Below are 14,258 nucleotides of genomic sequence, written 5' to 3'. Positions count from 1 at the left end.
TGTGCTTCATCCAGAGAGGAATTACGACCATGAATCGTCGCAGCTTTATTCGCACCGCATCGTTAGCAGCCGCCGGACACGCCGCCGGCTTACGTCCCTTCGGCATGATGAACGCTTTCGCTCAAGGCTCCTCCGACTACAAGGCGCTCGTCTGCATCTTCCTGTTCGGGGGAAATGACGCCAACAATACCATCATCCCCTTCGACACCGCCGACTATGCCAGCTATGCGAAAATTCGCGGCCCCCTGGCGCTTGCCCAGAACACGCTGCTGCCGCTGACGCCCCTGCCGAACTACGCCCTCAATCCGAATCTGCCCGATATCCAGTCGCTCTTCAATAACGGAAAGGCCGCGATCGTAGCCAACGTCGGCACCCTGGTGCAGCCGCTGACCCGCGCCCAATACCTGGCCTCACAGTCGCTTGCCCCGAGCAGCCTGTTCTCGCATCCCGACCAGCAATTGCAGTGGCAGAACTATCCTCAGTCGGGGGCGACGCCCACCGGCTGGGCCGGCCGCATCGCCGACTACATGACCCCCATCTACAATCCGAATGGGCAAGTTCCGATGGTCACCTCCTGTGACGGGGACACGTTGTTCTGCGATGGCGCATCCACTTCGCCGGTGGCGGTCATTCCGGGAAGCGTCCAAGCGGGTAAGTGCTCGGAGTCGTCATCGACCTGCCAAAGCAGGCAGGCGACAGCCCAACAGATCCTCACCTTTGAGAGCGGCGTTTCGCTCGTCCAGGCCGACAACGACATCACCGCCAATGCCTACAAATATGACGGCATTCTGGCCACTGCCCTGCAATCGGTTACTCTCCAGACGAAATTTCCGAACGACGGAGCGCTCGGATCGCAGCTTCAACAGATTGCGCAGATGATTAAGATCGGACCGTCACTGGGCATCAACCGGCAGATCTTCTTTGCCGGTGTAGGCAACTTTGACACCCATGCCGCCCAGCTCTCCGTCCAGAGCAGCCTGCTCGCCATGATCAGCCCAGCGATCGGAGCTTTCTACGCGGCCACCCAGGAACTGGGAGTGGCGAACCAAGTGACGACGTTCACCATGTCGGACTTCAACCGCGCCTATCAACCCAATGGAAATAACGGCAGCGATCACGCCTGGGGAAGCAATCTCTTCGTGCTTGGCGGCGCTGTGAAAGGCGGAAAGGTCTACGGAACCATGCCCACGCTAGCTCTCGGCGGCCCGGACGACTCCGGCAGCAACGGACGGTGGGTCCCCACCACGGCCTCCGTGCAGTACGCCGCCACACTGGCTTCCTGGTTCGGCGTACCGGCCGCTGAGCTAGCCAACATCTTTCCCAACATTGGCAATTTCCCCAAAGCCAATCTCGGCTTCGTGGGTTAGATCCCTATTGCCAGAAAGAACTATGAGAGTAGGTGCGAATTTGTGGCTGTTCATGCAGCCCTCCTGAGCGCATAAAGCTCGTATAGCGGTCATCGATCGAATCGAACAAGATCGAACATTTGCACAACAAGAGGATGACAACGTGAGCTCGGCGGAGGCGAAACTACAAGACGAAGCAGGACGGCTCGCAGCCCTTCGCCGCTATGAGGTTCTGGACACTCCGAGAGAGCCTGCCTTCGACCGTATCACGGCCCTAGTCAAAAGGGTGTTGAAAGTCCCAATATGCAACGTGTCGCTTATTGACGCCGACAGACAGTGGTTCAAGTCCTGTGTAGGTCTATCGGTTTCTGAAACCCGGCGTGATGAATCCTTTTGCACTCACACAATCATGGAACGAGAGCCTTTGTGTGTTCCGGATGCAAAGCTGGATACGCGCTTTCTAGCAAACCCTCTCGTAACCGGTGACCCTTTCATTCGGAGCTACCTTGGTTTTCCTCTATCGACCCCCGACGGCTATAACGTAGGTTCACTCTGCGTCATAGACGTCGTTCCTCGAAGCTATAGCCCGAATGAGATCGAAATCCTGAAGAGCTTCGCAACTCTTGCAGGGAATGAACTCGAATTGCGGCGGATCGCCGAGACAGATCACCTCACCGGGGCAGTAACGCGGCGGGGCTTTACGCTCGAAATGGAGAAAATTCTATCGAGATACAGGCGATGGGGACGTCCCGCTGCCCTCCTCTTGTTAGACCTCGATGACTTCAAGCGAGTGAATGACGTTTATGGCCACCCGACGGGTGATCTCGTTCTCCAAACCGCCTCTCGAGAGCTCGCAAGCCAGCTAAGACATGGTGACATCTTGGGCAGATTAGGAGGCGAAGAATTCGGGATCCTCCTGCAGGAAACAAGCATCACACAGGCGGGTGAAACGGCGGAGCGTTTGCGCTTGCACCTCCAGTCCGTTCCAGTTCAACACGATCCGTTCATTCAGGTCACCGCTAGCTTTGGGATCGCCCCCTTAATCCTCAAACGGTTTCTGTACAACATTGGCTGGCCACGGCTGACCAAGCGATGTATGACGCCAAACAAGCAGGACGAAATTGCAGTTATTGTGCCGGAGTGCAGCTGTTGTGTCAATTCCCACTAGTGCCGGAGTAGCGGCGGCTATGAGGGATCGACATCGAGAGCTCGCGCCAGCCCATCTGTAATCGCCTCCGATGAGGACGAGCCTCAGCTCGCGTGCGCCAAATCCTTCATCCTCCGGCCACTATCGGTGCCACAGAACTCCACCGTTAGGTTTACAAGCTCTTGCAAATCACCTCGAGTTTCCGTTAAGACCCGGCGACGCGACGTAGCGTAGCGGATTCGCGCTTTGGCGTGGATTCTTGTTGCGACCTAAGTATTCAGCGTCTGAAAGGAGATCGCGGAGTTCCATGGGCTCTGTTGCAAAGTTGGGGATGTGTCGTGAGAATGAGCTGAAGGCGAGCGGAGCGAGACATGTCAGATTTCAAATGGCGTCAATTTGAAGGAGCGGTCATCCTTTGGGCGGTGCGTTGGTACTGTCGCTATGGCATCAGTTATCGGGATATCAAGCAGATGATGGGCGAACGCGGCGTGAGCGTTGATCATTCCACGATCTACCGCTGGGTTCAAAGATATGCGCCTGAGATGGAGAAGCGGCTGCGCTGGCAGTGGCGACGCCCGCAATCGACGAGCTGGCGAGTCGACGAAACGTACGTAAAAGTTCGCGGTCGATGGACCTACCTATACCGGGCGCTCGGCAAGCATGGGGAGACGATCGACTTCTATCTCTCCCCAACACGGAACGCCCAAGCGGCAAAACGCTTCCTTGGCAAGGCATTACGCAGCTTGAAGGGCTTGGAGAAGCCGGAGGTCATCAACACGGATAAAGCGCCGGCCTATGGTATTGCGATTGCAGAACTGAAGGCCGAAGGCAAATGTCCCCAGACAACGATGCATCGACAGGTCAAGTACTTGAACAACGTCATCGAGGCCGATCATGGCAAGCTGAAACAACTCATCCGTCCAGTGCGGGGCTTCAAGACGCTGAAGACTGCCTATGCGACGATCAAAGGTTTTGAGGTGATGCGTGCTTTACGGAAGGGTCAGGCGGCAGTCTTCAATCTCACGCGTGACATCTTGGGTGAGGCACGCATCGTCGAACGCGCTTTCGGCATTGGCCCTTGTGCTCTTGCAGAGGCGGTAGCGCTCATCGATGAAAGACTTCTAGTTCAAACTGCTTGACCTACGGATGTGAAAACGCCTCAGACTCTTTCCGCCCATGACTTCAATCTTGCAAAAGAGCCGTTTTCTGTCACTCGATGGACAGGCTTGCTCGGAACCTTGATGATCTGCGGCTGCTTGTGAAAAAGCTAACCGCCAAGGGCGTCAAGGTTTGCTTTGTGAAGGAGAGCCTGACATTCACGGGGGAAGACTCCCCGATGGCGAACCTGCTCCTGAGCGTGATGGGCGCGATTGCGGAGTTTGAAAGGGAGCTGATCAAGGAGCGCCAGAGAGAGGGGATCGTCCTCGCAAAGAAACGAGGTGCTTACCATGGCCGCAAGAGGATCCTGACGGCGGCACAGGCCACCGTTCTTCTCCACCGAATCTCGGCGGGCGAGTCGAAGACGAAGCTCGCGAAAGAGCTGGGAGTGTCAAGAAACACGGTCTATATGTACTTCGGTCGGGGCAGGGAAGCATGAAGCATAAGCGGCCCATGAAACAGCGAGGAATCTTCTGTCCATGTGGGCGCTCGGAGATCCTCGCTCTCGGACTATGCTCGTCATGCTACTCGATGAAACGCCAGGACGAAGAGTATTACGGCGGGTTGCGCGAAGTGGTTCTGGATCGGGACGGGCGCCGGGCAACAGGCTTGAAGACGGATCTCTTTTCAGAGAAAACCCAGCCGCAGCCGTGCGGAGGGAAAGTGGGAAACGCGCAGCGTTTTCCAAGGCGGTTCCATCGCCATCTTTTCCTCCGACGGGTCACGGAACAACTACCTGGGTGAGGCTCGCTCCGCTTTCGACATTGGTGGCGCTCCCGGTATAGAGCGCCGAGATGGTGTGTCCGTATAACGTGAGGGAAGTGGGGATGGTGAATTTGGCTACCCCCTTAACCAGTGGGGCCGTGCCCAGCAGTTGGCTGCCATCCTTGAACATCACCGTACCCGTCGGGGTCGCTCCGGAAGATGCGGTCACCCTAGCAGTAAACGTCACCCTTTCGTTGAACGCAGACGGGTTCACATCAGAGGTAATTGCAGTCTTGGTGGGGATGGCGGACGGAACGATGGTATAGATCGCGGCCGTAGACGCGCTGGTGAAACCGCTCTTCACCGCAATAGCGTGAACAGTCCTGGTGGCGGAGATGGTGATCGGCCCGACGTACTTCGCCGAGGCCACGGTCGGAAAGGTTCCGTCGGTTGTGTAGTGGATAGTGGCCTCCGAAGTGGCGCTTTCAATTGCCACCTTTACCGGGCGGTTGTAGGTGCCTCCAGGCTGAGGATAGGTGGGGGGCGCCGCGCCGCCATCGACACTCACTGTCGTGAGATCGCTAGTGGATGGGTCATTCAGGGCGCTTCCCTCATATCTCGCTGTGACGATATGGGTAACTAGGCTCAGGTCATTTTCGTTGTACACGGCAAAGCCGCCAAATCCTAGCGGAACGCTCTTCACCATCACCCCATCGACCATGAAGTCTACCGTTCCGGTCGGAATACTGTACCCATCGTAGGGCCTAACCACGGCAGTGAACGTCAGGGGCAGCCCTCCTTCGTATTGAAAGCTACCGTCGTCGACGTAGACCCCGGTGAGAGTCGCGGAAGCGGCTGGCATTGCCCCGAGATCGAACCTGGTTACAAAATCGTTGACCTGGCCGGCATAGTGAAGAGTTTCTCCAGCATTATTCTCTTGCTGATGCGCCTTCGAGGTGACGGGGAAGTCCACGGAAGATGCCAGGCCCACGATAAAAGCATGTCCGCTACCGTCGAGGGCGATGCCGGCTGCAGCGTCACCCGACGGTACGTCCTGTGGGGGAGGGTGCCCGCCGAGATAAGTGGAGTAGAGCAGGGACGACCCGGTGGCATTTAGCTCGGCGAAGAACGCGTTATTCGCGTCCCAGGAGCCCGGTAGGACGTTGGTCGTCCTCTGAAAGGCATCTGGGGTCACAGGAAAGTTATTGGACGAGGTTGCCCCAGTTATGAATACATGTTTCGATTCGTCGATGGCCAGACCAGCAATGGTCGTGCCCTGCTGAGGGGCAACATCCTGGATGGTCGTTCCCCCTAGGTAAGTGGAGTACACCAGAGCAGTACCGGTCGGATTCATCTTGCTGATGAAGCCGGCGTAGAACTGGGGTCCACTTGTGTCCCTCTGATAAGCGCCGGCGGTCGTCGGAAAGTCGAGCGATGACGCTTGACCGGCGACATAGGCTTCGCCTTCGTGGTCCAGCGCGATGGAGGTGATTTCGTCGCCATAGTACGGGCCCGCGGAGGAGGCGCCTCCCAGGTAGGTCGAATAGATGAGTCCGCTACCGGCAGCATTCAGCTTGGCAATAAACCCATTCGACCCACCGGACGTTGCAGTGGTTTTATTGACCGATTGGAACGCGCCCGGAGTGGTGGGGAAACTCACGAAGCCCGTTCTTCCAGCCACATAGGCTTCGCCGGCGTCGTTAACGGCGATGGCAAGCCCAGTTGTTTCCGGAGGGGGGAGGATGTCAGGAATCGATGGTCCGCCAAGGTAAGTCGAGTAGTCGAAGGCGGTTCCCTCGGGATTTATCTTGGTGACAAAGGCATAGCCGGTGTCTACCGTGGCTGTGCTTGATGCCTGGTAAGCTCCGGGGGGCGTCGGGTAGGTGCCGTTCGCTTGCGGATCATAAAAAGCGTTGACGCCTCCGGTTAAGTATGCGCTTCCGTAGCGGTCGACGGTGATCGCTGTTGGGCCCGGAAGAGAGCTTGCAATGAGGAAGGAATACACCAGCGCCGACCCGCCCGGGGCCAGTTTGGTGACGAATGCATTCTCCTGGCTGTTGATGACCCCGAAAGGTCCGCGGGTAGCGGGAAAGTGGGAGTTATAGGTCATGCCGGTGAGATAGACGGCGCCGCTGCCGTCTACAAAGAGTGCAGCTGGGTAAGTGTCTCCTCCACCTGGGTGAGTCTGGTCCCCACCAAAGTAGGTGGAGTAGACCAAAGTGGAGAGCGTCGGGTCGAACTCAGTCACGTAGCCACGTGGGGCCGATGAGTGGTGATCCGGATTAGAAGAAATAGCGCCGGTGGTCACCGGGAAGTCAGTGGAGATCGTATAACCTGCTATGTACGCATTGCCAGCCGCGTCTACACCAACGCCCGCGACAGAGTCGTATGCGAGATTCGGATTGCCAGTTCCGCCCAAGTAGGTGGAGTAGGCCAAAATCGGATCCACCACCAACTCTCGGCTATGGTCATAGCTCGCTAACCGGAACCCTACACTGTTCTTCGCCATCAGCTGGAAGCTGCCTTCAACCGGCTGACGCTCCCCATCCTTCATCTGATAGATGACCGGTTTATGGAAGGCTATTTCGCCGTCCTCGACGATGATTTCAAGGTCGCCGCCGCTATTCAGCTTTAGTTTGCCGGCTCCGGCGAAGTGCAGCCGTGCCTGATTCGGGTCGGCATTGGGCGCGACGACGAAGTCATACTCCAACTGCCGCTGGTTGCCGTAATAAACCAGGTCAATGCCGGGATAGACGTTGCTGTACTTCACCTTGGCATAAGTGGGCACATTCGAGTGCCACTGCGATGAGTCTTTGCCGAGTAAGTAGTTGGCTTTGCCGGGCAGAGGGTCGGCCCCGCTCACCTGCATGCCGCGCGCTGCGCCAGCAAGCTCCATGCGCACGACATCCGTCTTGATCTTGGCGGGTCTTTGATGAGCAGCGTTGCCGGCCATTGCACTGGTCTTCGGCTGCGAAGGTATGCCCTTCGAAAGCGATAACACTGCGGAGGTGTCGGTTAGGAAAAGTGAATAGCCTTGTCCGCGGGAGAGGAACTTCACCTGCGGATCGCTCTGGCCTTGGTTCGCTTCAAAGCTTAGCGGCAGCTTGCCGTATGCGGCTGTGATCGCGGGCGACACGGCCTTCATTGGAGAGACAAGCTTCGAGGGCGCGAGGTTCTGGTTCGCGGCTGCGACCGAGGGGTTAAGTTCTTGAGCATTGACGACCATTGGGCTCATGGCCAATAAGGAAAGTGCGACGGGCAGGAAGCTCTTCATGGTTGCTCCTCTTGGGATGAGGGAGTGCCGTCATCTTTCGGAAACGGCTGCTGGTTGCTTTCGCCAAAGGTTAGGGTTAAGGATGGGGAGGATTGGCAGGTCATTTCGTGTCCCTATCCCAACGACCAAACAATGCCGACCGTGTTGAGGGCGGAGTCAGGTGAATCGTTGGTGCAGTGATCGCGTGAGGCCTAGCAGCGAGATCTGTCACGCTGCCGGTAATCTGACGAACCTGGAGAGCAACTTAGCGTACCATTGGTGTTCCGTGCGAGGTACAAAGGGCTAACGCATGACCACACTTATATTCGACAACCGCAAAACTGTCTTTACCACGAAAGTTGTAGATTTGATCGAGATCGTTCGGTCAGCGTCTGCGAAGAGGACTGGGCGACCGATGTCGGTATGACAATACTGCGTTGCTTCTTTGTGGAATTATTTGTCGTGGGGGTGCCGAGTCTTACAACGGCAAGGACGGTAGCACGCCAGAGTTGAAGTGCATGGGTGAGGCGACGTCGATAGCTAGCTGCTGAGAGTAAATGTCGGCGAAGGCGGAATAGAGCGTTGATCGATTCGAAGCTGGAAAGAAAACGTTGTGCCTGTTCAGGGTTCTGGAAGCGTTTCATCTGTCTTTCTCGTGTGCGTGTGGGCTGATGGGAGTTCTCACACCGATTGTTCAGATAGCGGCTCTGCCGGTGTTCTATCTCAGGAAGATTAGCTTTTTCGCTGCAGCATAGCTTCGAAGTTTGTCCGTGACGATGACGCGGGGAACACCTCCTGCGGAGTGCAGTAGCTTGCGAAAGAAGCGCAGTGCGGCCCAGCGATCCCGCTTCGGCTGTACCAGGATGTCGATAGTGACGCCGTTCTGATCCACACCCCGCCATAGATAATGCTGAACGCCGTTCATTTTGAGGAAGACTTCATCCAGATACCACTTTGAACCGATGCGAGGGCGACTCTTTCGAAGCTGCGCCGCATAGAGGGCGCCAAACTTCCGGCACCATTCCCGAACCGTCTCATACGTCACTCGAACACCGCGAACAGCCATCATCTCTTCGATATTGCGGTAGCTCAGGCAGAAGCGGTAATACAGCCAGACGCAGTGCTCCACTACTTCGATCGGAAAACGATGACGATGATACCGCTCGGCGCTGCTCACCACCTCAGCTTCTCACACCCATTAAGTTGACGATGCCATCCCATAAGTTATTCCGGCTCAGGTGGAGAGTGGAGCGTCGTGGCTCCAGACACGCTCGGTGAGCAGCTATGGAGTGGAGTTTGCACGAGTAAACCCTGAAGCGGATTTATAGTGACAAGGGCGGACGAGGCCAAGCCAAGCGCCATGATTGAATGTTCTTTACCCTCTCAACATGTTTCTGGGACAGTACCGAACTTTTCCCGCCCCTGACCGACTTTGACCGGACAAGACTAGCCAATTCAAGTCAGGAAGCAGCTCTACCTGGAACAAGTCTGGGTACGTTGACACGTAACCCAGGCTTACCCAGGACCTCTGGGATGGAGATGAACTATGACGGCGGTCTTGGAGGAACGGCGGTCTTCTTCGGCTCGGGCGATCCCGACCTTCCCCTGCCTGCCGAGCTTGCGAAGGTGAAGAAGTCATGCGGACTTCAGGGCGCGCTTAGGATGGATCCGAGACAAGAAACTTTGCCACTTCGCACACGTAGAGATGCTTGGCGTGGTTCGACATTGGCAGCCTCGACACCACATACCGTTATCGCTGAGCTGAATTACTCATCTGTGGAAGAGGCTTGTACACCAGGTAGGGCGAACGTGCTACTGCGGGCTTGATCCAGCTGCCTCGGTGAATCTGAGGTGTCGCCTGGGCAAGCTGCTGCCAGTAATCAACATGCCCGATTGCCGTCGGTACCTCGTCGGCGCGGAAACACAGGACTGTCTGCGTCGAGTGGAAGGATATCCCGTCCTTTAAGCGCTGTCTCCCGTATATTATGGGTGATTGGTCTGGACGAAATACCAGCTTTGAAATCATATAGACCTTAACTTTTGGGTTCCCATATTCGCCTTCCTTCTTTAAGAGAAGGTCTCCGGCCTTCAGGTGGAATCCGTCGGACTCTGCGGCGTGGAGCTCCTCCATCTTCAATTTCTCGACGCCTTCCTCAAAGTCTAAGCACAATGACTTGATCGCCCTGCGGTGTACCGTCGAGTGATCGACAGAGATCCCGCGATCGGCCATCATCTCTTCCAGATGCCGAAGACTCAACAGATACGCTGTACCAGCGGACACAAAGCAGGATCACATCCAAGGGATAGTGCAAGCGCTTTAACACCTTCGCCATCAATGGATTCAATGCCTGTCTCATCGCTCGCCAACTCCTCGCAGTCAGTGCAAAGAATAGCAAATCGTCCTACTGCGACAGCACCAAATGAAAGCCCGGAAAGCTAAACAACGCCTTCCGCAGCTAGCTGGAGATATTTCAATGTTTCCCCGACGTGTGATTGCTGTTTTATCAGGACTTGACGGATCGGCATGAGAAGCTCCTTTTCAAGCGCGAGCTTATAGCTTTGTAGCGCAGACTCCTCGCCTTGGCAGGCGGTCTCCAGCAGGTCTCGATCGGTGCTTCCGAGCTTTGCCTTGATGTCGCCCCAGCTTCTGTGGATCATTCCAATTACAGTCCCGGTTTCAGTCGCATCCGCCACGCCGATTTGATGAAGCGCCTCCTCCAGCGTTCGGTGGAAATCCGCCCGTGTCTCGGCCTCAGCAAGAAATAAAGCTTTAAGGCTGTCATCTTTAAGAGCTTGACCTAGCAGGCGAAATCCTTCTTCGCCATCGATGAGTGTATCGATGACAGCGCGCAGCGTCTCCTCGATACGTTTTACAAGATCGGCTTCATCGGCCATCTGCTTCCCCTCCGGCTACATTGATCGCTCCCAATCGAAATGGCAATCGGCCTCATCAGCAGTGTAGACTGCTCGAAAAATGAGCTTCGTGGGCCGATGCGACGGGGCGAATTCGTCACTCACTGAGGCGTTTAGCAAGGAGCTGTTCTAATTCCTCCAAAGGCCTTCGAAAACCCTCGATGTCTTCCTTCAATTTGTCATGAGCCATGCAATCTTTCGCGTGCATCTTCTCCAACGTCTTCTTATCCATCGAGAGTTTCTCGATGGATAAGACTTTGAAGTCGTTGGATCGAGTTTGGACAAATCCATCGCCTCGATATACGCGATGACGACTCGGTCCCCACCAGGGCCCATGGCCCTGAACACATCGTCCCTTTACAAATTACAAGTAGAATTTCCTTCGTGCGAAGAAGGTGCAAAAGGATGACGTTAATGCAGCAAGGAGTACTACACTCGGGTGTGAGGACTCCCTACCTGTCTAACCATTTCACAAGCTACGACTCTACAGTCCAGAGTGGACATCAGCCCGCCTCCAGCGAACCGCTGTTACACCTGCGCTTCTTCCTAATCTTTACCCTCAGACACAAATCTTTAGGCTGTAAACTTTCGTCAGCGATTGGAACTTACCAGCCCTTGGCAGCAGCGGCAACCGTAACCTGTCCGAAGGAGAAAGTTTTATAGAACTTGTCCGCGGGATACTCAGCCCTGTACTTATGGTGCCCAGGGGAGACATGCTCCAGCACCAACGATGCCAAGGTTCCGTTGGCACGAAGGCTGGCAGACCCAAGGTAGCGATCTTCTTCATAGAAGCGAACCTGGTTGGTGAGCGCAGGAGAGCCTATCGAAAGCAGGCCGGGATTATACGCGTAGCCCATGTAGGTGAACAGGGTCGTCTGCGACATAGCAGGTTGGACAACCGCGCTCAGCGTAATCGAGTCCCCACTGTTGATATAGGCTTGCTGCAGATTTGTCGATTGACCGTAGGCCGGCCCCTCACCGAGCGACACAAACAAGTCTCCCGTCAGGAATGAGGGCGGGGCAGGGCATTGATACGCTAAGGTAGGATCGTTGACCTCAGTAGTGCTCTGGTAGTCGTTGGACGTGAGCATCAATTTGGTACCGTCAACCTTCTTACTAACGCCCTTTGAATCCGCGTGCAGACCGTTCAAAACTGCCGGGTAGATGTTCGTTGTCGTTGTAATGAGATTGTTCGAGGCAGTGACGAGCCCCAGAGATGTGGTTCCATCGGCGAAGTTGTCAAGGACAACATTGTCAAGGGTGAACTCGTTGGTGGACGTTTCTCCGCCGCTAACTGTTCCGGGCGCTATGAATTCAAGGTCGTAGGTGCCTATGCCAGAAAGCGAACCATCGGGGTGGCGGACCGTCTGCTTCTGGTCGGAAGGTGCAAGTACGTGAACGTCTCTGAAAGTGATGCCTTTCGCGCTAGGTAGCGGAGAGTCCGTTGCGTCGAGCTCAAGGTTGATGGGGCTGCGCACGTCCGCAACGCAAATGGATTGGAAGGCCACGTTCGAGATTTTTGATCCTATTCCGCGTGATTGGGTGGTGTTGTTGATCGCCAAAGCGTCGACGTCGACGGCATTCATCAACGCCTGCCCAAGGCCTGTGATTTGGAACTTCTTTTGCATCCAGGCAAACGTTTGTCCGTTAACTGTCTGCTCCGCGAGATTCACGCTTGGCAGGTCGCCGGTGATGTAAGCATTGGTAACCAGAATATTCGAGGTAGCGACTCCAGCGCCCAGGGTCGTGATGCCAGCTTTTCCATAGCCGTGAAAGTGGTCGATGGTTATGTTGGTCGAAGGGTATTCGTTCGATACCAGAGTAACCTCCTGGTCGCCATTGGCGACGGTGGCGTCATACACAGTGACGTTCGAGGCATGAATATCCATGCCGTCTGTATTCGGAATGTTCCAGGGGGACTGGACTCTGATACCCCAGATAGTTACGTTTTGGCCACCAAACCTCATGGAGTGATAGGGCGGGTTGCGCACTGTGACCTTATAAAGAGTGAGATCGCAGTTGAGGCTGTTGCGCCCTTTATCGCAGTCCGCCGGCTGATCTACTGGGGTTTCTGCATTGCCTGCTGAAATGAGTATCGGGCTTGCCTGCCCGTTGACCATGCCGTTGTATGGAATGACACAAGACGCGCCCGGCTGCGACGGCCGGTTCTTAAAGTTAGTCAAATCCCACCACGTGCAGTCATGCGCATAAGGCCCGGAAAGGAGGAGCTTGCCTCCTTGTCCGTCGATGACTCCGTAGCCGTAGATTCCGCTATTCGCTGTAAGGGTGATCAGGGAATTACAGCCAACGCCCACTTTGTAGATATCTTTCGGACCAAGATCACCGCAGGTCACGCCGGGCGTTTGCTGCTGATAAAGAGCAGGGTCTCTCGAGGCGTACAAGGTAACACCACCATCCAGTATGAGCGAAACACCGACCGGAACATTGATCGGACTGATAAGGAAGGCATTGCGCCGCGGGTCCGTGCCCAGTGACAGCTCAACCGCCTTCCCTTGCTCACAACGGTCGAGTTTCTGCTGAAGCTCTGCTGTTTCTACGTTAGACTCATCATCCTGATCCTCAACACTCGCCCTTGGGAGCGGGCCCTCGTCCGCATTCGCGTGAAGGACCGCGCGAAACACCGAACATGTCTGCGGGAACGAAGGTTCGTTCACTACCCGGGAATCCTGGGCTGCTGCAAGGGAGAAAACACCGCACAACAAGAAAATTATAGGTAATGCAAAAAACCGGTTAAACATTGGGAGCCTTCCTTTAGGTCCACCGCAATCGATTAGAGTGACTGGTTGTGTATCCGAAAAAAGGGTACTGCGTATCGTGAGCAGTGCCTATATGTGTCACCACACGGTCTAAGGGGGAGACAGTCCCGGCCCCGGGAGTTGCCGCATGAGCTACAACCGGAGACAATGCGATGCAGCCCTCTCTCACCAGGCATGCTTTAATGGGCTAAGTTCCAGATCGTTGATTAGCCGTCAATCCCCGAAGATCGCAGGGCGATGAGCAGATGAAGCGAGGGGCCGATGTCCGACAAAATTCGAATCTTGGTGGCGGATGACCACCCGATTGTAGTGAGCGGACTGGTCATGAACATTCAGCGGGACGAAGCGTTTTTAGTGGTGGCCCAAGCCCATGATGGAGCACAGGCGCTTGCTATGATCGAGCAGTTACGCCCCGATGTGGCGATTATCGATGTCGAGATGCCCAGGAAAGACGGCCTCACCATCGCTCGAACGGTGAAGCAGAACAATTGGGAAACAAGGATCATCTTTCTCACCCTGCATAAAGAACGAGACCTGTTCCATGCGGCGATGGAGGCGGGGGGCGGCGCCTTCCTGGTAAAAGACAGCGCTTTGGCAGAGATCGCCGTAGCTATCAAGACGGTTATGGCCGGGCGCCGCTATGTCAGCTCGGGTATTGTCGATCAGTTCATGCTTCCTCAGGAACCAGTTCCGTCAGACGCCGGTTTGCTGCGCGATCTTACACCGGCGGAACGCCGAATTCTTAAGCTCATCGCAGAAGGCAAATCGAGCAAGGAGATAGGCGCAGACTTATCTATCCACTACCGCACGGTCGAAAACCACCGAACGAACATCTCACGCAAGCTGGGGATCATGGGCTCGAACGCATTACCCCGCTTCGCCCTGCAGTACAAAGACAAACTGACGACGTAAACCGCATCAACAGCCGACCAGCTATTGAGGGGATCGCAGTGAAAGGT

Annotated in this window: 6 protein-coding genes and 4 pseudogenes; 5 read left to right on the top strand and 5 right to left on the bottom strand. The window is 55.7% G+C overall.

Annotated features, from left to right (window positions below; translation table 11 throughout):
- Nucleotides 1-29 precede the first annotated feature (29 nt).
- From ACPOL_RS31065 to ACPOL_RS31050, 4 genes and pseudogenes are all read left to right on the top strand, one after another.
- Entirely contained in the window at nt 30-1,367 is a 1,338-nt protein-coding gene (locus tag ACPOL_RS31065) for a DUF1501 domain-containing protein (RefSeq protein WP_114211251.1), read from the top strand.
- A 142-nt stretch (nt 1,368-1,509) separates the two neighbouring features.
- Nucleotides 1,510-2,525: pseudogene (locus tag ACPOL_RS31060) on the top strand (sensor domain-containing diguanylate cyclase).
- A 339-nt stretch (nt 2,526-2,864) separates the two neighbouring features.
- On the top strand, nt 2,865-3,632 hold the full coding sequence (locus ACPOL_RS31055) for an IS6 family transposase (RefSeq protein WP_114211250.1): 768 nt from the start codon (nt 2,865-2,867) through the stop codon (nt 3,630-3,632).
- Between the two features lie 62 nt (nt 3,633-3,694).
- Nucleotides 3,695-4,090, top strand: a pseudogene (locus ACPOL_RS31050) (recombinase family protein); the annotation flags it as partial.
- 282 nt (nt 4,091-4,372) lie between these two features.
- Here ACPOL_RS31050 and ACPOL_RS31040 read toward each other — a convergent pair.
- The 5 genes and pseudogenes from ACPOL_RS31040 to ACPOL_RS31015 all read right to left on the bottom strand — a co-directional run bounded on the left by ACPOL_RS31040 (nt 4,373) and on the right by ACPOL_RS31015 (nt 13,197).
- Nucleotides 4,373-7,630 carry a DUF7948 domain-containing protein gene (locus tag ACPOL_RS31040; RefSeq protein ID WP_114211248.1) on the bottom strand — a complete coding sequence of 1,086 codons (3,258 nt, stop codon included), beginning with the start codon at nt 7,628-7,630 and terminating at the stop codon, nt 4,373-4,375.
- 461 nt (nt 7,631-8,091) lie between these two features.
- Nucleotides 8,092-8,789, bottom strand: a pseudogene (locus ACPOL_RS31035) (IS6 family transposase); the annotation flags it as partial.
- 987 nt (nt 8,790-9,776) lie between these two features.
- A pseudogene (locus ACPOL_RS31030) lies at nt 9,777-9,966 on the bottom strand (hypothetical protein); the annotation flags it as partial.
- A gap of 79 nt (nt 9,967-10,045) precedes the next feature.
- Complete coding sequence (locus ACPOL_RS31025) at nt 10,046-10,504, bottom strand: PA2169 family four-helix-bundle protein (RefSeq protein WP_114211247.1); 459 nt, start codon at nt 10,502-10,504, stop codon at nt 10,046-10,048.
- 623 nt (nt 10,505-11,127) lie between these two features.
- Nucleotides 11,128-13,197: a glycosyl hydrolase family 28 protein gene (locus ACPOL_RS31015; protein ID WP_161557680.1), complete on the bottom strand. Its 2,070-nt coding sequence runs from the start codon at nt 13,195-13,197 to the stop codon at nt 11,128-11,130.
- 387 nt (nt 13,198-13,584) lie between these two features.
- On the opposite strand from ACPOL_RS31015, the gene ACPOL_RS31010 reads away from it, so the two are divergent.
- Complete coding sequence (locus ACPOL_RS31010; protein WP_236657616.1) at nt 13,585-14,211, top strand: response regulator; 627 nt, start codon at nt 13,585-13,587, stop codon at nt 14,209-14,211.
- Nucleotides 14,212-14,258 lie beyond the last annotated feature (47 nt).

The organism is Acidisarcina polymorpha (assembly GCF_003330725.1).
GTDB lineage: Bacteria > Acidobacteriota > Terriglobia > Terriglobales > Acidobacteriaceae > Acidisarcina > Acidisarcina polymorpha.
The sequence above is the reverse complement of the archived record's forward strand: the minus strand, read 5'-3'. Positions and strand labels throughout refer to the sequence as shown.

What these genes read in the sequence shown, in the direction of transcription:
- ACPOL_RS31065 (WP_114211251.1), top strand. Translation starts at nt 30, where the DNA reads ATGAATCGTCGCAGCTTTATTCGCACCGCATCGTTAGCAGCCGCCGGA.
- ACPOL_RS31055 (WP_114211250.1), top strand. Translation starts at nt 2,865, where the DNA reads ATGTCAGATTTCAAATGGCGTCAATTTGAAGGAGCGGTCATCCTTTGG.
- ACPOL_RS31040 (WP_114211248.1), bottom strand. Translation starts at nt 7,630, where the DNA reads ATGAAGAGCTTCCTGCCCGTCGCACTTTCCTTATTGGCCATGAGCCCA.
- ACPOL_RS31025 (WP_114211247.1), bottom strand. Translation starts at nt 10,504, where the DNA reads ATGGCCGATGAAGCCGATCTTGTAAAACGTATCGAGGAGACGCTGCGC.